We start from the raw sequence: 26,331 nt of genomic DNA on the forward strand, positions 1-26,331 counted from the left end.
TGCTTAAAAGCAAAAAAAATCGACAAACGTTATTTTCTTTAAAAAAAAGTGATATATTTGTATCACCAAATCTATAATAACACTGAATTATGAAATTAAATTGTGTAGTAGTCGATGATAGTTCTCTTCAGAGGATGGTCGTTGCAAAGTTAGTAAATAATCATCCAAATTTACAATTAGTAGGTGATTTTTCTAATGCAATTGAAGCAAAAAATTGTATGACAGTGCATACGGTTGATCTAATCTTCTTAGATGTAGAGATGCCAGTAATAAGCGGTTTTGATTTTATTGATGGTTTAAAAGTTAAACCTCAAGTAATTTTCATTACTTCAAAAGCAGAGTATGCCTTGAAAGCATTTGATTATGATGCCACAGATTATTTGCAAAAACCAATTGTACTAGAACGTTTTAATGCTTCCGTAAAAAGAGCATTAGACCATTACATGTTACGTCAGGACAATCATGATGATGAAGGTGAACACATCTTTATTAAGAGTAATCTTAAAAAACTAAAGGTTTTTACCAATAAAATTAAATGGATTGAAGCTTATGGCGATTATGTGAAAGTAGTCACTGAAGAAGATACAAATCTTGTTCTTTCTACCATGAAATCTTTTGAAAAAGACTTATCTAAAGACAAATTCATTAGAGTTCACAAATCTTACATCATTAATATCGACAAAGTGGAACGTTTCAACAGTAAGTTTGCCGAAATTGGCGTTACTAAAATTCCATTAAGTCGTAATAAAAAAGAAGATTTGATTAAAGCTTTAGCAATAGCTTAATAAAAATCAACATTTACAGTAACTTTTACAGCTCTGTATTGTGGAATAACATCAAAACTATTCAGGATTTTCTGGATAGTTTTTTTTGTGTTTGGTATAGAGACATTTTGTGGAATTTTAACCATAATAGTTCGAATATATTCATTGCGAATACGATTAATTCCTGGTTCCTCCGGACCTAAAACTGGAATTTGCAAATGTTGTTGCATTACTTGATACAACCACATCGAACCTTCTTTAAGTTTATCAAAATCTTTATGTTTTAAAGTCAATTTAATCAAACGGAAATAAGGCGGATATTTATAAATCTGACGTTCGTATAATTGCTCTTTATACATTCCAACATAATCATTGTGAGTAACTTGCTGAATAATATTGTGATTTACATTATACGTTTGAATAATAACTTTTCCACGTTTATCGGAACGACCAGCACGACCAGAAACTTGTGTCATCATCTGAAAACTTCTTTCAAAAGCTCTAAAATCTGGATGATACAACATTGTATCTGCATTCATGATTCCGACTAACGAAACGTTATCAAAATCTAAACCTTTTGCAAGCATCTGTGTCCCAACCAAAATATCTATTTCACGATTTTTAAAACTATCAATCAATTTCTCAAAACTGTATTTTCCACGAGTGGTGTCTTGATCCATTCGCTTGATGTTTTTTGTTGGAAATAATTCGGCTAATTCCAATTCAATTTGCTCTGTTCCAAAACCTTTGGCAGAAATATCTACACTTGAGCAAGCGTGACAATTGGTTGGTTTTGCAATAGAATACCCACAATAATGACAACGTAATTGATTTTTAAATTTGTGATATGTCAAACTCACATTGCAACTGGTACATTGCGGAATATGACCACAAGTCATGCATTCTAAAACCGGAGAAAAACCGCGTCGATTTTGGAATAAAATGATTTGCTCACCCAAACTCAAAGCTTCCGTTATGGCTTCAATTAGCGTCAAACTGAAATGACCTTTCATTCTTTTTTTGAAATAATTTTCTTTTAAATCAACCAATTCAACTTCAGGTAAAGGTGCTTTTCCAAAACGTTCCGAAATAGAAATTATTCCATATTTTCCAGATTGCGCATTGAAATACGTTTCAATACTTGGTGTCGCCGAACCTAATAAAACTTTGGCTTTTTGTGAATTTGCCAAAACAATTGCGGCATCACGAGCATGGTATCTTGGCGCTGGATCTTGTTGCTTAAAAGTTTGCTCGTGCTCTTCATCAATAATTATTAATCCTAAATTAGAAAATGGTAAAAACAAAGACGACCTCGCTCCTATTACAATTTTTGCTTTTTCTGAATTTTCTAAAACTTGATTCCAAACCTCAACACGTTCATTATTAGAATACTTAGAATGAAAAACAGCAACTTGATTTCCGAAATGCGCCGTTAAACGAGAAACCAATTGCGTGGTTAAAGCAATTTCGGGAAGTAAGTACAAAACTTGTTTGTCTTGAGCAATATATTCCTCTATTAGTTTGGTATAAATTTCCGTTTTTCCTGAAGATGTAACACCATGAAGTAGCGAGACATCTTTCGAAAGAAAACTCTCTTTAATTTCAAGAAATGCCTTTTGTTGTGCTTCACTTAAAATTAAATTATTATCGGTTTTGTTTTTATCAAAATTGACTCTGTCTTCTTGAATAAAATATTCTTCAAAAATATTTTTATCAATCAACGTTTTAATTGTAGTCGATGTTGACTGAGAAATTTCAGTTAATTGCTTTACAGAAATTGGCTTTTTTTCTTGTGCATTTAACTGAAAATATTGCAATAAAACTTCCTTTTGCTTAGCTCCTGTTAATGAATCTAACAACGAAATCAGACTTTCGTCGGAAGTATAATTTTCATGTAAACGAATGTATCTAATTAGCTTCGGCTTGTATTCTTCTTGAAGTTCTTCTTGAAGCGAAAGCACATTTTTATTTAGCAATTTCTGAACTATAGGAAAAATATTCTTCTTGTTCAAAATTGCACTGATATCCTGAACTTTTAATGAACTTTGATGTTGAAGTGCTTCAAAAATTAGAAATTCATCATCGGATAATTCGGATTCATTTACATTGAAATCTTTCTTTTGGGAAATTATAGTTTCGCTTTCTAAAATAAAAGCAGATGGCATTGCACCTCGAAAAACGTCACCAAGATTACACATATAATAGGACGCAATCCATTGCCAATTTTGAATTTGAAACTCATTTACAATTGGTTTTTCATCTAAAATTTGATGAATTTCTTTGGCTTCGTATAATGTTGGTGGAATTTGGTGCAAATCTAAAACCAATCCTGTATAGATTTTACTTTTCCCAAATGGAACCGCAACACGCATTCCGATTTTGATGTAATTATACTCAGCTTCCGAAACGCTGTAAGTGAACGTTTTGGGTAAAGAAAGCGGTAAAATTACTTCAATGAAATGCATTTTTTTATAATAAAGAGAATAGAAAATAGATGAAAGAGACTAAAACTAACTAACTTTCCACTCGTTTCCAATATTGGGTTCTTCCTAAAAGAGAAATTCCAATATAACCCCGAACTTTTAGTTTGTCATTGCCTTCCAATGTGATATAACACTTGTATAGCTTACCGTTTTTTGGATCTAAAATTTTACCAACACTATATTCTTCGCCATCTTTAGTCAATCCTTTGATAAAAATCAAGCCCATAATTGGTTTATCTTTATCTGTTCCTTGACATAATGTACATTTTTTGAATCGATGTTCAGTTTCTAAAATTTCAACGATTCTTCCGTAGATTTTTCCGTCAACTTCATAGATTTCTACAATGCTCTTTTCTTTTCCGGTTTCATCATCAATAGTTTTCCATTTTCCTAAAACAGATTGACTTTGCACTATTTGAAAAAACAAAACTAAAAGTAAAACTAAACTATTCTTGAGTTTGAACATTTTTAACGTCTTCATAACTGGATTTATTTCTTAATTGTAAATTTTAATTATTGATTTATGATTTAAAATATTAATTTGAACTTTTTTCTGCTTCTAATTCGAGTGCTTTTTCTCTTTTTAGTTTTTGAATTAAGGCATTCAATTCGAATCCTAATAAAAGAATCATACAATTAATCCAAATGTAAAACATTACTACTAAAAGCGTTCCGATAGAACCATAAAGTTCATTGTATTTTGAGAATTTTACCACCCAAATTCCGAAGAAATAAGAAGATAAAATGATTAAAATTGTTGTAAAAACGGAACCTATTGAAATAAAGGCACGTTTGCCATTTCTTTTAATTCCGTATTTAAAAAGTATAGATGTTGCAATTAAAATCATCAGAATTAAGAAAATATAACGGCTCATTTCGATGATTGGAATATCTTCTGAAAGTACGTCTTGAATTTTAGTTTTCTGAATTAAAACTTCAAAAACAACTATGGTTGCAACGGTTATAATCAATATTAATGAAAGTAAAATAGACATTCCCAGTGAAACCAAATATTGTCTCACATAAGCACGCTTCAAAGTTATATGCTGCGAATTTTCAAAACCTCCAAGAATAGCATTTACCCCATTTGTCATTAACAAAACCGCCATGATAACTCCGGTAGAAATCAATCCTGAATGACTGTTGTGAAGAATATCATTTATGATTTTGAAAATAGCATCATAAGTTGTTGGAGGAACGCCATCTTTAACAAATCCAAGGAAATCCTCTTGAAAACCTTCAATTGGAATGTACGGAATCAAATTCAGAATAAACAAAGCAAAAGGAAACAACGCCATAAAGAAACTAAATGCAATTGCAGCAGCACGATAAGACAAAGCGCCTTCTATAATTCCTGTAATGTATAACTCTAAAAGTTCATATAACGACAACCCATGTAGCCAAGGCAATTTGATTGAATTACCAAAAGCTATAAGTTGCTTAATTACTGGAAAACCTTTTATTTTTTCTTCGAGAGTCATTTTTTAGATTGCTTTTAAGCTCAAATCCATGTTATAAACAGAATGCGTTAAAGCACCAGATGAAATGTAATTCACTCCACACTCAGCATATTGACGAATGGTATTTTCATTTATGTTTCCTGATGATTCTGTCAAACATTTAGTTCCAATTAATTCCACTGCTTTTTTGGTATCTTCAAAATTGAAATTATCGATTAAAACTCGATAAACTCCATCGTTTTGTAAAATTTCTTTTATTTCATCAAGATTTCTAGCTTCAACGATAATTTTCAAATCTTTATTGTTGGCTTTTAAATATTCTTTTGTTTTGTTGATTGCTTTTGTAATTCCACCAGCAAAATCGTTATGATTGTCTTTTAACATAATCATGTCGTACAAAGCAAATCGGTGATTTTCGCCTCCACCAATTTTTACAGCCCATTTTTCACAAGCTCTAAAACCTGGCGTTGTTTTTCTTGTATCAAGAACTTTAGTGTTAGTTCCTTCTAGTAAATCAACATATTTCCTAGTTTTAGTTGCAATCGCACTCATTCTTTGCATCGAATTCAATACTAATCGTTCTGCTTTTAAAATCGATTGCGAACTTCCTGAAACATGGAAAACTACATCGCCATATTTCACAGTAGAACCATCATTGATAAACGTTTCTACTTTCATGCTGGCATCAACATAATTGAAAACCATTTTGGCAAATTCAACTCCGGCAATAATTCCGTTGTCTTTTACTAATAGTTTAGCTTTTCCTTGATCATCAGCCGGAATACATGCTAGTGAAGAATGATCGCCATCGCCAACATCTTCTCGAATGGCATTTTGTATAATTAATTGGAGTTCGTTTTGAAATTGTGCTTCTGAAATCATAATCTAAATTTGAATGGCTAAAATAATTAAAAATGTTGATTTGCGTTATGATATAAATCTGAAATTATAAATAGATTAACTAAAACTATTCAATTACATTTTTTTATACATTTGATATCGTTTAATAACTTCAAAAACTCATGAAGAATAGTAATTATTTTATACCTCCTCTTTACATTCTTCTTCTGATAAACGGTTGCAAATCTGTTGTCACCAAGCAAATTGAAAAAACCAACACTTCTGAAGAAGTTGAAGCAAAAATCCCACCATTTGAATATAAACGAACTGACTCAGATTCTATTTTATTAAAACGCTTTTTAGGTCATTACAAAGATATTTATAACAAAGACTCAACACAGTTAAATTATTATGGTGCCGAAATATTCTACGAAAAAGATTCCATTTTTAAAGTTATAAATCTTTATGGAGATTATGTTGGAGCAACCTATAATCCAGTTGCTGAAAGTCATATTGCTTATAGAAATAACTTGTATAAGGAATATGTTAGTGGCGAAACCTTTAGAATTGATAAATTATCGCCTTCTAAATACCTTTTATATACCGATGATTATAATAGATTATCAAGTAATTTTCATTTTTATAACGTAACATTTAACAACGATTCTATAGTAATTGAAGAAACTACAGAGCACAAAAATTTCATTTATAATTTTATTTACAAGAAAAAAGAATCCATGGATAACTATCTTGAAGAGATTAAAAATTCAAGAAAATTGGAAAAAAATGAACTTTATCAACTTGGAATAGATTCTACAAAAGTTGAAGTCAATGAAAAATATTATAGATCTCCTGATGCCTTTTTATCTAGAGAAAATCCATATTATTATGGCTCAATTTATTATCGTCAAAAATATGGTGATGAAACTATGAAAGTGCTTCAATTCAATCATAATGACACTATAAAAGAAATTACTTTAGGAATTGTTGGAGGTGATTCTGATAGTTATAAAATGACTTCAGAGTTTGTAAACGATTCTATTTTTATTCAATCACTTGTAAATCAAGAAACCATTGTGGATATTAATGATACAATGGGATATGCCTTTGACTCTATTGTGACCAAATTCAAATACAATGAGAAATTTGATTTAGACACCATTAGCAAAGACACTTTTAAATATAAAAAATACCAATTCAAAAAATATGGCGCACCAGCTGAAAATCATATTTATTATAGTAAGCCATTCAAAATCAATAATCTTGAATGTTATTGGGAGACTAAACTCGAAATTACTTTTGATGACAATAAAAAACCTTTAAAAGCCAAAAATATTACACGAAAATTAATCAATAGTAAAACTAAAAAGACTCTTTTGATTTCTCAACCAGACATGATTATTCGTGATGAAAAAAGTTTATTCTATTCGTCATCTGATGATTTTAAAGATTTCAATTTTGATGGATATGCAGATTTTTCTATTTATAATTCTGTTTATTCAGGAGCTAGTCATGCGTTTTATGACAACTATTTATTTAATCCCAAGACTAAGAAATTTGATTACAGCAAAAAACTATCTGGTTCAGAAATAACTGTAGACAACAAATTAAGAACCATTACTTTATACTACAATATGGGAAGGTCTTATCATATTGAACATATCATCCATTATGATTTAAAAGGCAAAATTCTATTTGAAGAAAAATTTATTGAAGAATTGGTGAAAGAGAAAAACTCAGAAGAATATTACTATTTGAAAACGTATCAGAAAATTAAAAATAATAAAATTATTTTGAATAATACTGAAAAAGACAAAAATCTAAGCAGATAAAACTGTAATTCTTACAAATATTTACTACATTTACTTATTAGCAATATTAAAACCATAAATCATGGCAAAAAGTCAAGACGCAAAAAAGACCGTAAAAAAAGAACCTCTTAAAACGGCGAAAGAGAAAAAAGAAGAAAAAAGAATTAAGAAAAACACTCCGAAAAGAGATTAAATAGAAAAGGCACAAATTTTAAAGTTTGTGCCTTTTAATTTTTGAAATTTATATTAAAATTTATATTCAGTTCCAATGAATATTCCGCTAATGCTTACATCTCCCATTCCCATGGAATATTTTGCATTTATTCCGAAATCCTCTGAAATTTCATAAGTAGCACCAAAATCTAAATTTAGTTTAAATTGATCTTCTGTTGCATCAAGATAATAATTCAAACTTGGTCCAGCTAAAACACCAATTTTTTCAGAAACAGAATATTTTCCTAAGATAGGAACACTCAAAAAATTGAAATCTGTAATAGCTACAAACAAAAGTTCTGGTTGCACAGAAAAAGATTCTGAAACTCCAATATTTGCAAATCCACCTGCAAAGTATCCTGTTTCACTTGCTGTTGCGGTTGTTCCTCCAATTTTTACTTTAACTGTTGCTATGTCAACACCAGCTTTTGCACCAAAAGTTGTTTCTTGTGCATTTGAATAAAAAATTGTTCCTAATAAAATTGCTGTAAAAAATAATTTTTTCATCATGAAAATATTTAAAGATTAGTATGATGTAAAACTATTTTACTTTGAAAAAACATGAAATACGTATAAAATCGTATTTTAAACTTCATCAGGAAATATCTTTCCAGGATTTAAAATATTGTTTGGGTCAAAGACATATTTAATGCGTTCCATTAATTCTAAATGAACTTTTGAAAAAGCAATATCCATAAAGTTTTTTTGAACAAAACCAATTCCGTGTTCACCAGAAAGTGTTCCTTTTAGAGCAACAGTTAATTCAAATATTTCACGAATTCCTTTAGGCACTTCTTTCTCCCAATTTTCATCATTCATTTCACCTTTAATGATATTTACATGCAAATTTCCATCACCTGCATGACCATAACAAACCGATTTGAATCCGTATTTATTTCCTATTTTTTTGATTCCGTTTAATAATTCAGGTAACACATATCTTGGAACAACAGTATCTTCTTCTTTATAAATTGAATTCGATTTTACTGCTTCAGCAACAGAACGTCTCATTTTCCAAAGTGCGTTTTTTTGATCTTCAGTATCAGCAAATAAAACCTCATCTATTTCAAATTGTTCCACAACTGACATAATTTTTTCAGCTTCCGAAAAAAGAATTTCTGGATAATTTCCGTCAACTTCAATCAATAAATGTGCTTGAACATTGTCATTGACTGTGATGTTGATATTGTCATTGTATTTCAATGTCCAATCAATGGCATCGCGTTCCATAAACTCTAAAGCACTTGGAATAATTCCGGCTCTAAAAATGGCAGAAACGGCTTCACACGCTTGACTTGCTTTGAAAAAAGGAACCAACATTAAAACATTATGTGTGTTTTGAGGAAGAAGTTTGAGTACAATTTTTGTAATCACACCCAGAGTACCTTCACTACCAACCATTAGTTGTGTCAAGTTATAACCTGTTGAATTTTTTAGTGTATTTGCTCCTGTCCAAATGATTTCTCCGTTAGGCAAAACCACTTCCATGTTTATTACATAATCTTTTGTAACACCATATTTCACGGCACGTGCACCACCAGAATTTTCGGCAACATTTCCACCAATCCAGCAACTTCCTTGACTACTTGGATCAACTGGATAAAACAATCCTTTTTCAGCAACTGCTTCACGTAAAACTTGAGTGATTACAGCTGGTTCGACAGTAACTTGAAGATTTTGTTCATCAATTTCAATAATTTTATTTAAGCGTTCCATAGAAAGCCCAATTCCTTGATAAATAGACAAAGCACCGCCACTCAATCCAGTTCTTGCACCGATTGGCGTTGTTGGAATTTTATATTCGTTGGCAATTTTCAAAATTTCTGAAATTTCCTTTGTATTTGCTGGTTTTAGAACAACATTTGGAGGAAAAACATAATCTTCGGTTTCATCGTGACCGTAATGATTGCGCGTTTCGATGTCTGTAAAAATATAAGACTCACCTACTATAGACGTTAGCTTATTTAATATTTCTGGATTTAATTGCATTTTGTAAAAATTGTGAAGTAAAAATAGAAAAAGAAAATAGAATAGAGAATAAAGAAAATAGATTTTTACAGCTTAATTGCTTTTGAAATTTTTCATTTACAAAATACGACCTCAAACTAGCCTTAATCTATCTTTTTTTTCAAATTTGGTAAAAAATAACAAATGATTCCTATTAGTGGAAGGAAAGAACAAACGTGGTAAACGTATTGTATTGAAGTTGCGTCAGCAAGTTTTCCGAGTAAAGCTGAGCCTAATGCTCCCATTCCGAAGGCAAAACCATAGAATAATCCGGAGACCATTCCGAGTTTTTTTGGAACTAACTCTTGCGCATAAACCAAAATTGCTGGAAATGCAGAAGAAATAATAATTCCGATTACAACCATTAAAACATCAGTCCAAAATAAATCTACATAAGGTAATGCTAAAGCAAAAGGAAAAGCTCCAAAAACTGATAACCAAATAACATATTTCCTTCCAATTTTATCGCCTAATGGTCCGCCAAGAATGGTTCCAACAGCATATGAAAACAAGTAAATAAACATGTGAAACTGTGCTTGTTTTATGGTTAATCCAAATTTATCGATGATGTAAAATTGATAGTAGCTTGAAAGACTTGCCGAATAGAAAAACTTTGAAAAAATTACTATTAATAAAATCGCAATAGAAATTTGAACTTTCTTTTTAGGCAGATTGTGCAAATCGATGAATGGTTGGACTTTATTTTTTCTAAAAACAAGATGTTCTTTGTACCAAAAGGCAATTTTACTCAAAATAAGTAGTCCTAAAGCAGCAACAATAATAAACCAAAGGATATACTTTTGAGAATTAGGAACAACAATTAAAGCAACCAAAAGTGGACCAAGAGCAGTTCCGAAGTTACCTCCTACTTGAAAAATTGATTGTGCCAAACCGCGTTTTCCGCCAGAAGCTAAATTAGAAATTCGAGCAGATTCAGGATGAAAAATAGACGACCCAGTTCCAATTAGAACTACAGAAGCAATTATCCAATAAAAATTATTGGCAAAAGAAATTGAAATGATTCCTGCCATCGAAAAAAGCATTCCATAAATTTGAGAAAATGGTTTTGGATTTTTATCGGTGTAATAACCAACCAACGGTTGAAAAATAGAAGCAGAAAATTGAAAAGCAAAAGTGATTAATCCGATTTGAGAAAATGTTAGATGATAACTTTCCTTTATTATTGGATAAATAGATGGAATAATGGCTTGAATTAAATCGTTGAGCAAGTGAGCAAAACTGATAGAAAACAGAATGGAGTAAACCGTTTTATTAAGTAAATCCTCTTTGTTTAATGTTGCAGATTGATTTTGCACAGTTGTAAATTTTGATACTGCAAAAATACTTTTTTTAACGGCAAAGAAGCAAAATTTTATCGCAAAGTTCATAACGAAAATATTTTACTTAAATTTGTAATAGAAATACCATTACTATTGGAACAATCATCAAAAAAATCGGCTTTATCGGAAAAAGATGGCGTTAATCAACCACAGAGTTTGAGTAATTCTTCGGTTGAAGTAATCAAACAAATGCGAAGAAAACAACCTTCAGCGCAAGAGTTGATTGATGGTATTTTGGCAAAAGATAAAGTAGCTTTAAGTCGAGCAATAACACTAGTTGAAAGTACCAATCCTGAACATTTAGAAAAAGCTAATACCATAATTCAAGCGTGTTTACCTCATGCCAATAAATCAATACGTATTGGAATTACAGGCGTTCCAGGCGTTGGAAAAAGTACCTTTATAGAAGCTTTTGGAAAACATATCACTTCCTTAGGAAGAAAAGTTGCCGTTTTAGCTGTCGATCCAAGTAGTACGATTTCTCATGGAAGTATTCTTGGTGATAAAACCCGAATGGAAGAATTGGTAAAAGATGAAAATGCTTTTATTCGTCCGAGTGCCTCTGGCGAAACACTTGGTGGAGTTGCAAGAAAAACACGTGAAACCATAATTCTTTGTGAAGCCTGCGGATTTGATACCATTATCATTGAAACTGTTGGCGTTGGTCAAAGCGAAACTGCTGTTCATAGCATGGTAGATTTCTTTTTATTGTTAAAAATTTCTGGTGCAGGCGATGAATTACAAGGTATAAAACGTGGTATTATGGAAATGGCAGATGCAATTGTAATCAATAAAGCCGATGGCGATAATATTGCTAAAGCTAAATTAGCCAAAACAGAATTCAACAGAGCATTACATTTATTTCCAGCAAAGCAAAGTGGCTGGATTCCAACTGCAGCAACTTGTAGTTCTTATACCAAAGAAGGAATTGATACAGTTTGGAAAACGATTTCAGATTATTTTGAATTGGTTAAAACGAATCATTATTTTGAGGAAAAACGTCAAAATCAGAATCAATTTTGGATGATGGAAACTATTAACGAGCAATTAAAGTCGAATTTCTACAATCATCCTGAGATTATTAAACTATTAGAAGAAAACAAAAAAGCAGTGCAAAATGATGAAATTTCACCATTTGCAGCTGCTATAAATTTGTTGGGAAAATATTTTAAATCCTAAAATTTACAATATTTAACCATTTATGGAAAATTGATTTAATCCTTTAAAACTTTTACCTCGCCAATCTTATCATCTGAATAAATTTTTATTAAATAAAAACCTGATGAAAGATTACTTAAATTAAGACTAAAATCAGCTGACATTGGTTTAGTGACAGCTAATTTTTGACCGATTAAGTTAAAAATTTCAACAGTGTCAATCACTTTATTAAATACAATATTTAAATCTTCTTTTACTGGATTAGGGTAAAACGTTAAACTCGAATAATCAAAAGCATTGTTAGCAAGTGAACTATTTATTAAAACCTCAAATGGTTGGCTTCTACAACCATTCTGGACATTAACAGCATAGTAACTAGTATTGTTTACAAGTGGAGTACTTGAAGCTAGTGGATTTGTATTTGAAACAGCATCACTAAATGAAGCATACCAAATAACATTAGTTGGATTGATTACAATATTAGCAATAGTTGAATTCGCAGTAAAATTTTGAACCGAATTTCCTGTAGGATTACTAACTTGATTTATTGTAACATTTAAAGTCGAAATTGTTGAACATTGTCCACCAAAAGGCACAAAAGTGTAGCTTCCAGATTGCGTATTACTTATAGTCTGAGGTATCCAAGAACCCGAAATTCCATTTGTTGATAAATTTGGTAATGTAGGAACAACATCTCCATTACAAAAAGTATTAGAAATATTGAAAACTGGAATAGTTTGCTGATTAATTGTTATCGTCAATGTACTTGTTTGCGAACATTGATTTTGATTTGGAGTAAATGTGTATAAAGTAGTTGAACTGTTATTGATTTGAGGTGACCAAGTTCCAGCAATTCCATTCAAAGATGTTGTAGGTAAAGATGGAATATTTGATCCACTACAATAAGAACTTTGAATATTGAATGTTGGAATAATTGTAGGATTGATGGTTATTGTTACTGGAGTTGTTAAAGTACAATCACCTGAATTTGGTGTAAAAAAGTAGGTTGTTGTTTGTAAATTATTTATTGCTGGAGACCAAGTACCTGTAATTCCATTTAAAGAAGTTGTTGGCAAATCAGGAATTGTTTCGCCTGAACAATAATTTGTTGGAAAATTAAAATTTGGTGCAACAGCTACATTAATAACTATAGTTAACGTTGTTGTTGTTCCACATTGATCAGAATTTGGAGTAAAGGTGTAAGTTGTAGTTTGCGTATTGTTAATTACTGGAGTCCATACACCAAATATACCATTTGTAGAAGTGGTTGGTAAAGCTGGGATTGTTGCACCACTACAATAATTATCTTGAATTGAAAATGTTGGTATTATAGGTTGAGTAATATTAATTGTAACACTAGATGCTACTCCACATTGACCAAAGTCTGGCACGAAAAAATAGGTTGTTGTTTGCAAATTATTGATAGACGGAATCCAAGTTCCTGAAACACCATTATCTGAAATTAAAGGCAAATTTGGTATTGTTGCTCCACGACAATATGTTGTTTGAATAGTGAAAGATGGATTAATGCTAAAAATATCATGACCAGAAAAACCCCATCCTTTAGTTACAGTTAAGTTATTTACAGCAGCTACAGCTTGTGGTCCATATTCAACGAGTGATACCCCAAGAATTCTATTATTAGGTGTATTTGGATTGTTATTCCATGCAATTAAGGTTTGTGAATAATTAGAACAATCTATTCCTGAGCTATCAAGCATTTTTGTTAAATCAACATTTGGGTTTAAAATCAAATTTCCAAGTGGTTGGTTAAATGATGAGGCTCCTTCAAACATTCCCGACATATTTATAACATTTGCAGTATTCCAATTTTGAATTGAATTACTTCCGCCATTGTTAAATGAACTTGCAACAAATTGAAAATTAATTGTTTTACCAAACATTTGGGACATATTGGTAACACTTGAAGTATTCCAATTACCAATATTTTGATTAAAACTTGAAGCACCTCTAAACATTGATGCCATAGAAGTAACATTGGAAGTATTCCAATTACCAATATTTTGATTAAAAGCCTCATTTGCTTCAAACATTTCAGACATATCTAATACTGAACCTGTATTCCAAGAGCCAATGGGTTGATTAAATGAACCTAAAAAACCACTAAATTGATCTATTTTAAACATACCTGACATGTTAATTACGTTTGCAGTATTCCAAGAATTAATATTTCTATTGAAAGAATATGCATTTGCAAACATTCTTGACATATTTGTCACATTTGATGTATCCCAGTTTCCTATATTCAAGTTAAAGGATTGAGCACTTTCAAACATACTTGACATATCCGTTACATTAGATGTGTTCCATTGATTTAATGCTTGATTAAAAAATAGACATGATTTAAACATTCCAGACATATTCGTAACTGTTGCAGTATTCCAACTATTAATATTGAATGGAGAGTTTAAATTACCACAATTTTCAAACATACTAGCCATAGAAGTAACACTGGATAAATTAGGTATATCAGTGGCTGTAACTTGAAGATTAAATGAATCTTTAAAAGCATTTTCCATACTTGTCCATTGAACAGCACCCCACTGTTCTACTTCTACTAAGCTGTAGGCAAAAAATCCTTGCGTATTAGAAATTCGTTTAAAATTTTGAGGTTGAATAGATAAACGAACTTCAACTCCTGATGGGAATCCTCCAATATTGACATTTGGTCCTGTAAAACTTCCCGAACCTGAAGCTGGACTTGCTGGAGAGACTGTTTCCCAAGTATAGTTAACAGTACCTGTGGTCACAGCATTAAATGAAATCTGTGTAGCTCCATTAAAAGTAATCCATTTTGTAATAAAATCTTGAGCAAAACTTAATTGACAAAGCAAAAGAAATTGAATCAACAATAGTATCTTTATTTTCATAACTTTTTTTCATAAATTTAAGATAATCAAGTTTTTAAACAATATTTTTTCTTATTTATTTATAGTTTGTTTAATCGAAAAAACATGCATACATCGTACAGATAATAATGATAAATAGTCTAAACTCTAGTTTTTACTATAACAAAAAAACTCATTAAAAAAATAAATTTATCTTTTTAATGAGTTAATATGTTAAACAAAATTAGTTAACTATAAAAGAAATTACTTACTCTTCGTAAGCTTCCATTTCTTTGTCGTAGAATTCACCTGCTAGTGTAATTAAATGTTCCATTTCCGATTCTAATTCGGTTTCGTCTTCTCCTTCTAAATCTTCTAAAAACTCTACTTCATCGTCTTTCAAATTGATTATAAAACGTGGAAAATCTAAATGAATAACGAAGATATCGTCGGGAAAATCGGAGTTGTCTGCTAATACAAACTTTGGTAATTGCATAGTATTTATTTTTAAACTTTAATGTGACCCCAATTTTCACCAGTCCTAATTCGGTATAATTGTTGGGTTGAAATATTGAATTGTTTTGCAATCATCACCAAACGTGTTTTATTCTCTGGGCGTTGCAACATTTTTTTTATTCTTATTACCTGGGTAGAAGTTAATTTTCTTCCATCAGCTTTTTTATTAATCTCTATAATTTTTAATTTTCCTGCAATAACCGCTGGATTTTTAGATTGAAAGGCGACTTGTTCTGCTCTAGTTGCCCATCTCAAATTTTCAACTCTATCATTGGTTTTTACATAATCTAAATGCAAAACCATAGTACGTTCAGGATTATCATTTGGAATAAAATACTGAGCTACTAGTTTGTATATCAAAAATCCTTTTGTTTTTCTTTTACCATTTTCTCTTATCTGATATCTAAAAACTCGAAAACCCTCAGCCATAGTCCCTTTCAATTCATTTCCGTTTATAAAATCATCAGAGTAACTAATAATTCGTCCATGGTTGGAAACGGCATATTTCAATTGCAATGGATGTTCAATATAAATTTGTTTGAACTCTTCTCCTCTATTCAGTTGTATCATTTGGGGTTGATTTACTACTATCTTTCAAAATTAATGATTTTGTTAAATAATGAAAGCGAATATACAAAAATAATGCTGCCGCTGTTAATCCAGCTAAAAGCCCTAACCAAACCCCAACAGCTTTCAATTCAGTATATTCACCCAGATAATAGGATATTGGAAATCCAATTATCCAATAAGCCACAAACGTAATATACATAGGAATTTTCACATCTTGTAATCCGCGTAACGCTCCAAGAACCACAACTTGTATTCCATCTGATATTTGAAAGATAGCTGCAACCAATAATAATTTGGCCGCAATTGTTACAACTTCTGCATTATCAACAAGTTGCACTTGGTCTTCCATATCCAAAAATAATGGTGGTAAAATTTGATGAAAAACTACAAACAATATCGCAAAAACAACTTCTATAATGATTGCTAGTAAAAAGATGGAGCGAGCAACAACAACTAATTTTTTATAATCTTGCAATCCCTTTTGATTACTAATTCTAATCATAGAAACAACGCTCAATCCCATAGCAAACATAAACGTCATTGAAGCCAAACTTAATGCAATTTGATTGGCTGCTTGACTTGTTTTTCCGATGTTGCCACAAAGCCAAATTGCTGCTGTAAATAGTACTACTTCAAACAACATTTGCATTGCTGATGGCATTCCTAAATTTACAATTTTTACTATAGTTGCTTTCTTAATTTCATCAAAACTAAATCCTTTAAAATACTGTTTCAAGCGTTCTTGTTTTGCCAAAATAAAATGCATAAAAACTACCATCGCAATTCTGGAAATCACAGTTCCAAGAGCTGCGCCTATTATTCCCATTTTTGGAAAAATCCAAATTCCGTAGATTAATAAGTAGTTGATAATAACGTGAATGATATTGGCTCCAACAATGGCATACATCGAATATTTTGTCATTGACAAACCATCGGCAAACTGCTTATATCCTTGATAAATTATTAATGGAACTAATGAAAAAGCAACCCAATCTAAATATGGTTTTGCTAATTCAATCACTTCTTTTGGTTGATGTAATAATTCCATGATTGGTTTGGCTAAAACAACCATTCCGAATAATGCAAACCCTAAAATGGTACACAAAAGCATTCCGTGATGAAAAGCCGAACGAATTTTAACATTATCGTTCTCTGCATCAGCTTCACCAATTATCGGAGTTAAAGCCGTTGAAAATCCTATACCGATGGACATCGCAACAAAAATCAAACTATTCCCAAGTGAAACAGCCGCCAATTCGGTTGAACCTAATTTTCCAACCATAATATTATCTACAATTCCAATTAAGGTATGACCAAGCATACCCAAAATTACTGGATAAGCCAATTGAAGATTGTAACGAAACTCTTTAGTGTATTGAGATAAATTCACGGTGCGTTTTTTGAGTGCGCAAAAATAGGTAATTCAACTTCAAATATCAATCTCAACCTCAAAAATCAATAAAATATAAAAAAAATGAAATTGACTTTTGAAGTTGATTTTTGAAGTTGATTTTTGAAGTTGATTTTTGAAGTTGTTATTTCAATTGATTTTTGTATAACTCAATATTAGAGGCAACTTTTGGATCCAATTCTGGTTCGGTGATATCGGTTAGCTTTTGCATTTCTTCCCAAATGGTTTTGGCAACAATATAACGTGCTATTCCTTTATCATCGGCAGGAACAATATACCAAGGTGCATTTTCGGTAGAAGTTTTATTAATGGCTTCTTCGTAGTACTTCATATAATCGTCCCATCGTTCACGTTCTTTTAAATCACCAGCCGAAAATTTCCAATTGTCTTCTGGTGTTTCTAATCGTTTTAACAATCGTAATCGTTGCTACTCTTTACTCATGTGGAAATAAAACTTCAAAATTTTAGTTCCATTCTGCGAAATGTGTTTCTCAAAATTATTGATTTGCTCAAAACGATTTTCCCAAAATTGAGGCGTAATATCTTCCACTTTTTCAATTCCTGGCAGGTTTTCAAACAAAATATATTCGGGATGAACTCTAGTTACCAACACGTTTTCATAATGTGTTCTGTTAAAAACAGCAAACTTTCCTTTTTCAGGCAAAGCCAAATAATGACGCCATAAATAATCGTGTTCCAATTCGGTAGAATTTGGCGTTTTAAAACTATGAACCACTACTCCACGCGGATTAAATTCCTTAAAAACTTCACGAATTAAACTATCTTTTCCGCTGGTGTCCATTCCTTGCAAGCATATTAAAAAAGCATGACGATTGTGGGCATACATCGCATCTTGCTTTTTACTCAACTTCATTTGAACTTTGTCCAACTCTACTTCCTCTTGCTCTTTATCTGTATCAATATCTAATTTTGTTGGGATTTTTGACAAATTTATGTTTCCAACAACTTTAAAATCTTCTATGTTAATTGATTTCATATATCGTATATTTATATTTGTAAAAATAGTATTTTTGAGGAGCTATTTCCAGCTATTCGCTCTATCTTTTCCTTTTTAAAGAAAAAAGGAAAAGGATGCCGCTACTATCTGGGCTAAAACTATCTGATAACTTATGGAAAAATTTCAACTTACACTTCTATTTAAAATCATTGGGCTTGGCTCAGCTTCTGGATTGATTTATCAGGATAATTCTATTTTAGCAATCGGAGACAACAGCTCCTACTTGTATGAATATCATATCGATAATAACAAACTTGAACGTCACGCATTAGCCGAAAACCCCGAAGAAAATATTCCTAAAAAACTGAAACCCGATTTTGAAGCCATTACAAAATATCAAGATAGTTTATACCTTTTTGGTTCAGGTTCAACCGTAAACAGAACTATTATGGTTCAAGTTGATGCTAAATCTAAAAGTGTAATTAAATCGCAAGATTTATCCGATTTATATTTGGCAATGCAATCTTTTGGAAAAATAGCTGAAGAAGATTTTAATTTAGAAGGTGCTATTTTTAATGGTCAAACTTGGTTTTTGTTCAACAGAGGTAATGGAAAAACCAATAAAAATGTAGTTTTCACAATCGACGGAAAAAACTTAGCCAATGAATTCCGAATTGTAGCCAATGAATACAAACTACCTAAAATAAAAGGAATTAGAACTAGTTTTACCGATGCCATTTTAGTTGACGACAAAATCTATTTTCTAGCAACAGCAGAGAATACAGATTCAACCTATAATGATGGTGAAGTTCTTGGAAGCATAGTAGGAAGAATTGATTTAAAGAAAATGAAAATTGATTTTACAAAGAAAATTACCAATACACAAAAATTTGAAGGAATAACGCTTTTCAAAAAATCGGAAAAAGAAATTGAGTTTTTACTTTGTGAAGATAACGATACTGAAGTTTTAGAATCTAATATTTATAAGTTAGTGATTAGTAAATAGTGAAAAGTGAAAACCATATTGAATAAAACTTAAAAAACTTTTTTTCATCTCTTCCCAACCTTTTAATAAAAAATATCATCTAAGTTGATAAAAGACTCCATGAAAAAAAATTTACTATTAGGTTTACTTATTAATTTCCAAACAACATTTAGTCAAAACTCAATAAAATTTGATTCAATAGTTTTGAATTATAATTACTCGACATTAGCATTAAAGAAAGATATTTCAGAAACTTTAAAAATTATTCGAGTTGACAATTCATTTCATCTTTCAAATAAAAAAATTGATTCAACATTAATTAATAATTTATGGATTGAATTAAATACCAAAAAAGACAACTTTACTTATGATTATTTTTTATTAAAAAAATTAAAAGTAAAAAAGTATAAAATAAAAAAAAGTATAAACTTTTACAGTCAAATAGTACATTCTCAAAATAAAAAGATGAGTCAAGATTTAAAAAATGAATTAATTATTGACATTACAAATTTAAAAGATTTTTCAGAGTTTATTGAATTTGAAAAACCAAAAAAAGAATCGATTTATGGTAGTTTAGATGGTAGAAAGAGCATTTTAATTTGTTTTTATTATGAAGGAGAAAAAACATTTTTTAAGTTTGAAGACTATCACAGATGTGGGCAGCCTTTTTATATCGGAGAAAAACTTATTAAAAATAAATTGGTAAATTTGGATGTCAATCAGGTAATATTGGATATACTTCCGAGTAAATCAAAATTTGGTAAAGAATTTAATTATCAAAACGTTATGGATAAGTATATAGATTGGTATATTCTAAGAGCTATTGAAAAAAACTTTCCTACAGAATGACAAACAACTTTTGAAACTGAAAACTTTTTTTCATCTCTTCCCAACCTTTTTATAAAAAATGTTCTCTTTATAATAAATACCTTAATTGTGATAAACGAAACGATACTTATTAACTGCCGAAAAATGCAACGCGATGCACAGCGACAAGTTTACGAACTGATGTCGCCTAAGTTGTATCGCACTTGTAAAAGGTATTTAAAAAAGGAAGAAGAGATTGAAGAAGTATTGGCCGATGCTTTCTATACTATTTTCACCAAAATGGATCAGTTGAAAGAATTGGGCGCTTTTGAAGCTTGGGCAAGAAAAATAACAGTAAATCAATGTTTGCATCAATTGAAAAGAAACGTAAACTTTAATATTTACATTGAAGACGCAAGTATCCAACTGCAACCTGAAACGTTGCCGGAGACTCATTTGGAAGAAGAAGATTTGTTGAATTTACTCAATTTTATTCCAGAAGGATGCAAAACTATTTTTAACCTCTTTGTGATTGAAGGTTACGGTCATAAAGAAATAGCAAGCATGCTAAAAATATCGGAAGGAACATCAAAATCACAATTGAATGTGGCTAAAACCAAACTAAAAGAATTAGTCAACAATCATTATTATCAACAAGTAAAATAGTACTGAAATACATTCAGCATATATCATGGACAATCAAGATAATTTATTCAACAAAATAAAATCGGCTGCTGAAAATGCTGAAACCAAAGATTTTCCCTCGATGGAAAAAGTTTGGTCGATAATTGATGCAAAACTAGATACCAAAGTTGAAAAGAAACATAACAACAATTGGAAGAAACTTTTAGTTGCAGCCTCAATTATATTAGTAGTTACCATTGGTTATCAGTTTTTTAAAACCGAAAAAGAAATTGTTTCACCCAATAATGAAATCGTAACAAAAGAAGCTGAAAAGCCAATAATTCAAGATTCATTAGAAAATCAAAATGCCATAGTTTCTACAGAAATTGAGAATCCGAATATTAAAGAAAATGTGGATGAAATTTTGAAAGAGCAAATTACAAAACCGAATCCAGTAGTTATCTCTGAAAAAGCAGAAGAAAAAGTTAAAGCAAAGAGTTATGATGATATTATGGAAGTACCAAGCGTAGTAAAAAATAATCAAGCTCCTAGAAATTCTAACACTACTTGGTATGGCAATAACAATTTTGAATCACGTGGAGTAACGTATGAAGAAGTTAAGGCAGAAAAGAATGATGATAATTTAAAAAAGAGTAAGGATACTAAAAAACTAGATCCAATTGTTGTAGTAGATGGTGAAGTTACTAGAGAAAAACTATCTAACATTAATGATGAAGATATTGAAATCATTTTAGAATTACCTGAGCCGCTTTATATTATTAATAAAATATATTACACCGAACAAGAATTATTTGGTCCGAATCCGACAAGTCCTTATGCGCCTTTGAATAAACAAAAGATTGAAAGTATTTCTATTTTACCTCCAGAAAAAGCAGTTTCAATTTATGGAGAAAAAGGAAAAAAAGGTGTTGTAATTGTAACAACAAAAGACGGAAAACCTATGCCTAAAAAGGAATAAACCATTTTTACATATTAAAAAAATCAAACCATGAAAAGTCTTAAACTTATTTCATTAGCTATAACTATGTTTTGTTGTTTCCTTAGTTTTAGCCAAGAAAAAACAATAACAGGAACCGTTTCTGATGAAAACGAAGTACTTCCATTTGTAGTTGTTCAAATAAAAGGAACTAAAACGTTTACTCATACCGATTTCGATGGAAAATTTTCTATCAAAGCAAAGGTTGGCGATACATTGCTATTTAGCTTTATCGGATACGATTCTGTTAAAGTAAAAATAAAGAAGCGAACAAATACCTTAAACATAGTCTTAATAAGTAATACCATTTTATTACAAGAAACTTATCCAGTTGAGAGTTCCATTAGAAAACAAAAAACTTAAACAGAAATAATTGAAATTTCAAAAGAAGCTATTGAAAAAACGTAGCTAGAAAATAATTAGGTTAAATTTGGTTAATTAAAAAACCCGATAAGTTCATAGAATTTATCGGGTTTTATATATTTAATTGTCTTAATACTAAAATCTACTTCTCAATCTCTTTCAAAGAATCCATTTTCTTGTGAGCTAAGAAACCTTTTATGTCTTCAAAATGTTCTTTTACTCGCTTGTTTCCGAATTCAAATACTTTGGTAGCCAATCCGTCAAGGAAATCTCTATCGTGTGAAACTAAGATTAAAGTTCCGTCAAAGTCACGTAAAGCATCTTTGATAATGTCTTTAGTTTTCATATCTAAGTGATTTGATGGCTCATCCAAAATTAGAAGATTTACAGGTTCTAACAATAATTTAATCATTGCCAAACGCGTTTTTTCACCACCAGAAAGTACTTTTACTTTTTTGGTTGTATCATCGCCATGAAACATAAAAGCTCCAAGAATATTTTTTATTTGAGTACGAACATCACCAACTGCAATGTTATCAATTGTTTCAAATATAGTAGCGTTTTCGTCTAATAAAGCTGCTTGATTTTGAGCAAAGTAACCAATTTGAGCATTGTGTCCAATCTCAACCGAACCGCTATTGATTTCGATTTCTTTCATGATGGCTTTAATCATAGTTGATTTTCCTTCACCATTTTTTCCAACAAATGCTACTTTATCTCCACGTTCAATTACGATATTGGCATCTTTAAAAATCAATTTATCACCATACGATTTCTCTAAATCTTTAACAATTACTGGATATTGACCTGAGCGAATTGATGGTGGAAATTTCAACTTTAAAGCCGAATTATCAATTTCATCAACTTCGATAGGAACAATTTTTTCTAACATTCTAACACGCGATTGAACGGCATCGGTTTTTGAAAAAGTACCACGAAATCTATCAATAAATGCCTGATTATCTGCGATATATTTCTGTTGTTCATCATATGCTTTTTGCTGATGAATACGTCTCTCTTTTCTTAATTCTAAATAATGAGAATATTTGGCTTTGTAATCATAAATTCTTCCCATTGTAACTTCGATAGTTCGGTTTGTAATGTTGTCTACAAAGGCTCTATCGTGCGAAATTACCATTACTGCTTTAGCTTGATTGATAAGAAAATCTTCCAACCATTCGATACTATCCATATCTAAGTGATTAGTTGGCTCATCTAGAAGAATTAAATCTGGTTTTGTCAATAAGATTTTAGCTAATTCAATTCGCATTCTCCATCCACCTGAAAATTCTTTCGTTGGACGATTAAAATCTTCTCTTTCAAATCCTAAACCTTTTAAAATTTTTTCAACTTCGGCTTCATAATTCACTTCTTCAATTGAATAGTATTTTTCAGATAGCTCCGAAACTCTTTCAATCAATTTCATATAGTCATCACTTTCGTAATCGGTACGAATGGTCAATTGTTCGTTGATTTCGTCGATTTCTTTTTTCATATTCAACACCGCAGCAAACGCTTTTGATGTTTCTTCCATTACCGTACAATTATCTTCTGTTAATAAATGTTGAGGCAAATAGGCAACAACCGCATCACTTGGCGCTGAAATATTTCCGCGTGTTGGTTTATTTGCACCGGCAACAATTTTTAACAAGGTAGATTTTCCTGCACCATTTTTACCCATTAAGGCAATTTTATCAGTTTCATTGATAGCAAATGTTACTTCACTAAAAAGAGTTGTTCCACCAAATTCAACGGCAATATCGTTAACTGTAATCATTTTTAATATGTTGGAAGTTAGAAGATGGAAGTTGGGTACTTCTATCTATTTAAATTTTTGAAGGTGCAAAGATAGATTAATTAAGGAATTTATCAATTTCAATATCAGAAAAAAAAGGTTTGTTTTTCAATGATTTATTAATTGAAATGCTAATTTTTTAAAGTTTAAATAATTCGGAAGATTTAGTTACATAATTTGAAAGACAAAAAATAAATTTAGAGTAATTTTGAAAATCTAATGAAACCTTATGCCATTAATTGACTATAGTTTTTTAAGCAAAATTTTACCTAAAGCGAAGATTAAAAAATCGTTCCAAAAAGCGAAACAATCTTATCTTATTCGAATAAGAATAGCAACTTCGTTATTTTTCTTCGGAATGGGTTTTTGCTTTGCAACTTGGGCAAGTAGAATTCCTGATTTAAAATTAAGTTTGAATTTAAGTGAATCTGATTTAGGTTCGATTTTATTTGCTTTACCGGCAGGTCAATTAATTGCTATGCCATTGTCTGGAATAGTTGTTGCAAAATATGGCAGTAGAAAAATAGCCATTTTAGGACTTTTTGTTTATGCTTTTTTCTTGACTTTATTGGGTTTACCTACCGAAAGTTGGCAACTAGCTTTAGGTTTATTTCTCTTCGGATTTTTTGGTAATTTTTGCAATATTGCGGTAAATATTCAAGGCGTTTTTACACAACAATTGTTTGACAAACCTATAACAGGATCGTTTCATGGTTCATGGAGTTTGGCTGGATTTTCTGGTGCATTATTAGCATTGTTGATGTTGTTTTTAAAACTATCTCCTTTTCAACATTTCTTAATAGTTTTATTGATTATAACTTTATTAATTGCAACTAATTATAATTATTTAGTAAAAGTCAAACCTCAAAAACCAATAGAAAAAGAAAAAACTTCCTTCTTTAAAATTCAAGATAAGACTTTGATTTGGTATGGTTTGATTTGTTTTTTATGTATGGCGAGTGAAGGAATAATGTTTGATTGGAGTGGCGTTTATTTTAAAGAAATTGTAAAAGCTCCAGGTGCATTAGCCATTTTGGGTTACACTTCCTTTATGATAACTATGGCAATTGGACGATTTTTGAGTGATATTTTAGTTCGAAAATTTGGTTCAAGAAATGTGATTCTTACAAGTGGATTTGTGATATCAATCGGATTATATTGCGCTGTTTTATTTCCTTATTTGATTCCTTGTACGATTGCTTTTATGTTAGTTGGATTTGGAGTTTCTAATGTAATTCCGATTGTATTTAATGCAGCTGGAAACAGTAAAAAAGTTTCAACAAGTGTTGCGTTAACAATAGTCTCAAGCATCAGCTTTGTCGGATTTTTAATTGGACCACCAATAATAGGTTACATCGCCGAACTTACAAGCTTGAAATATTCGTTTGCCTTTATTGGAGTTTTTGGAATATTGATTTCGGGCTTAACCTACCAATTAAAATTGTTTAAAGATCTATAAACTCAATCGAAATTCCTCAATTAAAGGACTTGCTTTTCTGTAATCAACTTCTTGAATGAATAATTCAATTACTATTTTTCTAGTTTTATTGGATTTTGCCGAGTGTCAAAAATTTGTAGAATTCTGATTTCTGTCTCAGATTGAATTTTATATATAATTTTATAATTTCTAACAACCATTCTTCTAAAAGGTTCTCCAAGAAATTCGTCAATTTGATATTGCTCTGCAAAATGGATGCTTTTACTTTGGATAATTATATCTCGAATAACATTTTTTGCTCCTTGAGGGGATTTTAATTTAATGAATTCAAAGATTAATTTCAAATCGGCTTTTGCTTGATTATCCCAAAGAATCTGTATTGGTTTTTTCATTCTACCAATTTTCAATTTCCTTTTCTAAATCTTCAATTGTTGTGAATTTTCCAGATGAAATTCTTTCGTCGGCTTCTTTAACCATATTGATATACTCTTCTTTATCAACAGGATAGCCACTAATTGTGTGCGCAACTACTTCTTTATCTAAAACTGATTTAAGTGCAATGATTTTTTTTAGTTTACTTTCATCATTTAGATTAAGTAGCCAATTAACTAATTCATTTTTTTTTGCAGTTATATCCATTTTAAATAGTTTTTAAAAAACAAATATACAAAAATTACAAACTCAATCTAAATTCCTCAATTACTGGACTTGCTTTTCCGTAATCAACTTCTTGAATGAATAATTCAGCAGCTTTTGATGTTTGAATACTTGGTAGAACATTCGCTTGATTGTTGTGTCTTAAAACTGTATTTATCCCAACTGCTTCTATCTTTTCTTGTAATGAAATAGCTAGAACTTCTTCTCCTGAAAATATTTTGATTAAACCCATTTTGTTGTATATTGTATTGTTGTATATTGTATGATTGTAATTTATTGTGAGAT

At 30.7% G+C, this 26,331-nt stretch carries 24 protein-coding genes and 1 pseudogene; 9 read left to right on the forward strand and 16 right to left on the reverse strand.

Features of this window, described 5'->3' with window-relative positions; genetic code table 11:
- Positions 1-89 precede the first annotated feature (89 nt).
- Positions 90-785 (forward strand): LytR/AlgR family response regulator transcription factor, encoded by a 696-nt coding sequence (locus ABD766_RS00745; protein WP_344814921.1) that lies wholly within the window; start codon positions 90-92, stop codon positions 783-785.
- On the opposite strand, the gene priA is transcribed toward ABD766_RS00745, so the two are convergent.
- Genes priA through nadC form a run of 4 tightly spaced genes read right to left on the reverse strand, consistent with a single transcriptional unit; the run spans position 782 to position 5,589 of the window.
- Positions 782-3,229, reverse strand: a complete 2,448-nt coding sequence (gene priA / locus ABD766_RS00750; RefSeq protein ID WP_344814922.1) for a replication restart helicase PriA — start codon at positions 3,227-3,229, stop codon at positions 782-784. The genes ABD766_RS00745 and priA overlap by 4 nt on opposite strands.
- A gap of 49 nt (positions 3,230-3,278) precedes the next feature.
- Positions 3,279-3,728 carry a DUF2147 domain-containing protein gene (locus ABD766_RS00755; protein WP_344814923.1) on the reverse strand — a complete coding sequence of 150 codons (450 nt, stop codon included), beginning with the start codon at positions 3,726-3,728 and terminating at the stop codon, positions 3,279-3,281.
- Between the two features lie 55 nt (positions 3,729-3,783).
- Complete coding sequence (locus ABD766_RS00760) at positions 3,784-4,728, reverse strand: YihY/virulence factor BrkB family protein (RefSeq protein ID WP_344814924.1); 945 nt, start codon at positions 4,726-4,728, stop codon at positions 3,784-3,786.
- Positions 4,729-4,731: 3 nt separating this feature from the next.
- Positions 4,732-5,589, reverse strand: coding sequence for a carboxylating nicotinate-nucleotide diphosphorylase (gene nadC, locus ABD766_RS00765; RefSeq protein WP_344814925.1), 858 nt, complete (start codon positions 5,587-5,589; stop codon positions 4,732-4,734).
- Positions 5,590-5,729: 140 nt separating this feature from the next.
- Here nadC and ABD766_RS00770 point away from each other — a divergent pair, with 140 nt between their 5' ends.
- A complete protein-coding gene (locus ABD766_RS00770; RefSeq protein WP_344814926.1) occupies positions 5,730-7,379 on the forward strand; it encodes an XAC2610-related protein in 1,650 nt (549 codons plus the stop codon).
- Between the two features lie 225 nt (positions 7,380-7,604).
- On the opposite strand, the gene ABD766_RS00775 is transcribed toward ABD766_RS00770, so the two are convergent.
- From ABD766_RS00775 to ABD766_RS00785, 3 genes are all read right to left on the reverse strand, one after another.
- Complete coding sequence (locus ABD766_RS00775; protein WP_344814927.1) at positions 7,605-8,078, reverse strand: porin family protein; 474 nt, start codon at positions 8,076-8,078, stop codon at positions 7,605-7,607.
- A 78-nt stretch (positions 8,079-8,156) separates the two neighbouring features.
- Entirely contained in the window at positions 8,157-9,560 is a 1,404-nt protein-coding gene (locus ABD766_RS00780) for an FAD-binding oxidoreductase (protein WP_344814928.1), read from the reverse strand.
- 122 nt (positions 9,561-9,682) lie between these two features.
- A complete protein-coding gene (locus ABD766_RS00785; protein WP_344814929.1) occupies positions 9,683-10,894 on the reverse strand; it encodes an MFS transporter in 1,212 nt (403 codons plus the stop codon).
- 117 nt (positions 10,895-11,011) lie between these two features.
- Here ABD766_RS00785 and meaB point away from each other — a divergent pair, with 117 nt between their 5' ends.
- Entirely contained in the window at positions 11,012-12,097 is a 1,086-nt protein-coding gene (gene meaB / locus ABD766_RS00790; RefSeq protein ID WP_344814930.1) for a methylmalonyl Co-A mutase-associated GTPase MeaB, read from the forward strand.
- A 35-nt stretch (positions 12,098-12,132) separates the two neighbouring features.
- Here meaB and ABD766_RS00795 read toward each other — a convergent pair whose 3' ends face one another.
- The 5 genes and pseudogenes from ABD766_RS00795 to ABD766_RS00815 all read right to left on the reverse strand — a co-directional run bounded on the left by ABD766_RS00795 (position 12,133) and on the right by ABD766_RS00815 (position 18,419).
- The gene (locus ABD766_RS00795; protein ID WP_344814931.1) at positions 12,133-14,967 is read right to left on the reverse strand and encodes a BspA family leucine-rich repeat surface protein; all 2,835 of its coding nucleotides are present in this window, start codon (positions 14,965-14,967) and stop codon (positions 12,133-12,135) included.
- A 226-nt stretch (positions 14,968-15,193) separates the two neighbouring features.
- The gene (locus tag ABD766_RS00800; RefSeq protein ID WP_298115261.1) at positions 15,194-15,421 is read right to left on the reverse strand and encodes a hypothetical protein; all 228 of its coding nucleotides are present in this window, start codon (positions 15,419-15,421) and stop codon (positions 15,194-15,196) included.
- An 11-nt stretch (positions 15,422-15,432) separates the two neighbouring features.
- Positions 15,433-16,011 carry an HNH endonuclease gene (locus ABD766_RS00805; RefSeq protein ID WP_344814932.1) on the reverse strand — a complete coding sequence of 193 codons (579 nt, stop codon included), beginning with the start codon at positions 16,009-16,011 and terminating at the stop codon, positions 15,433-15,435.
- Positions 15,995-17,401: an MATE family efflux transporter gene (locus ABD766_RS00810; RefSeq protein WP_344814933.1), complete on the reverse strand. Its 1,407-nt coding sequence runs from the start codon at positions 17,399-17,401 to the stop codon at positions 15,995-15,997. The genes ABD766_RS00805 and ABD766_RS00810 overlap by 17 nt, the downstream gene beginning before the upstream one ends.
- Before the next feature lie 145 nt (positions 17,402-17,546).
- Positions 17,547-18,419 (reverse strand): annotated as a pseudogene (locus tag ABD766_RS00815) (PPK2 family polyphosphate kinase).
- Between the two features lie 133 nt (positions 18,420-18,552).
- Between ABD766_RS00815 and ABD766_RS00820 the strand changes: the two are divergent.
- From ABD766_RS00820 to ABD766_RS00840, 5 genes are all read left to right on the forward strand, one after another.
- Complete coding sequence (locus tag ABD766_RS00820; RefSeq protein WP_344814934.1) at positions 18,553-19,386, forward strand: DUF6929 family protein; 834 nt, start codon at positions 18,553-18,555, stop codon at positions 19,384-19,386.
- Between the two features lie 99 nt (positions 19,387-19,485).
- Positions 19,486-20,214, forward strand: coding sequence for a hypothetical protein (locus ABD766_RS00825; protein ID WP_344814935.1), 729 nt, complete (start codon positions 19,486-19,488; stop codon positions 20,212-20,214).
- A gap of 123 nt (positions 20,215-20,337) precedes the next feature.
- Positions 20,338-20,838, forward strand: coding sequence for an RNA polymerase sigma factor (locus ABD766_RS00830; RefSeq protein WP_344814936.1), 501 nt, complete (start codon positions 20,338-20,340; stop codon positions 20,836-20,838).
- 25 nt (positions 20,839-20,863) lie between these two features.
- Positions 20,864-21,775 (forward strand): hypothetical protein, encoded by a 912-nt coding sequence (locus ABD766_RS00835; RefSeq protein ID WP_344814937.1) that lies wholly within the window; start codon positions 20,864-20,866, stop codon positions 21,773-21,775.
- A gap of 30 nt (positions 21,776-21,805) precedes the next feature.
- Complete coding sequence (locus ABD766_RS00840) at positions 21,806-22,156, forward strand: carboxypeptidase-like regulatory domain-containing protein (RefSeq protein ID WP_344814938.1); 351 nt, start codon at positions 21,806-21,808, stop codon at positions 22,154-22,156.
- Between the two features lie 142 nt (positions 22,157-22,298).
- Here the strand turns inward: ABD766_RS00840 and ABD766_RS00845 are convergent, their stop codons facing one another.
- Complete coding sequence (locus ABD766_RS00845) at positions 22,299-23,933, reverse strand: ABC-F family ATP-binding cassette domain-containing protein (protein ID WP_344814939.1); 1,635 nt, start codon at positions 23,931-23,933, stop codon at positions 22,299-22,301.
- 247 nt (positions 23,934-24,180) lie between these two features.
- Between ABD766_RS00845 and ABD766_RS00850 the strand changes: the two genes are divergently transcribed.
- Complete coding sequence (locus ABD766_RS00850) at positions 24,181-25,410, forward strand: MFS transporter (protein ID WP_344814940.1); 1,230 nt, start codon at positions 24,181-24,183, stop codon at positions 25,408-25,410.
- A gap of 71 nt (positions 25,411-25,481) precedes the next feature.
- On the opposite strand, the gene ABD766_RS00855 is transcribed toward ABD766_RS00850, so the two are convergent.
- The 3 genes from ABD766_RS00855 to ABD766_RS00865 are packed head-to-tail and all read right to left on the reverse strand — an operon-like array spanning position 25,482 to position 26,278.
- Complete coding sequence (locus ABD766_RS00855) at positions 25,482-25,781, reverse strand: type II toxin-antitoxin system RelE/ParE family toxin (protein WP_344814941.1); 300 nt, start codon at positions 25,779-25,781, stop codon at positions 25,482-25,484.
- Position 25,782: 1 nt separating this feature from the next.
- Positions 25,783-26,028: a hypothetical protein gene (locus tag ABD766_RS00860; protein WP_290836053.1), complete on the reverse strand. Its 246-nt coding sequence runs from the start codon at positions 26,026-26,028 to the stop codon at positions 25,783-25,785.
- 34 nt (positions 26,029-26,062) lie between these two features.
- Complete coding sequence (locus ABD766_RS00865; protein WP_298307043.1) at positions 26,063-26,278, reverse strand: DUF2007 domain-containing protein; 216 nt, start codon at positions 26,276-26,278, stop codon at positions 26,063-26,065.
- Between the last annotated feature and the right edge of the window lie 53 nt (positions 26,279-26,331).

It is taken from the genome of Flavobacterium cheonanense (genome assembly GCF_039539185.1).
GTDB classification, from domain to species: Bacteria; Bacteroidota; Bacteroidia; order Flavobacteriales; family Flavobacteriaceae; genus Flavobacterium; species Flavobacterium cheonanense.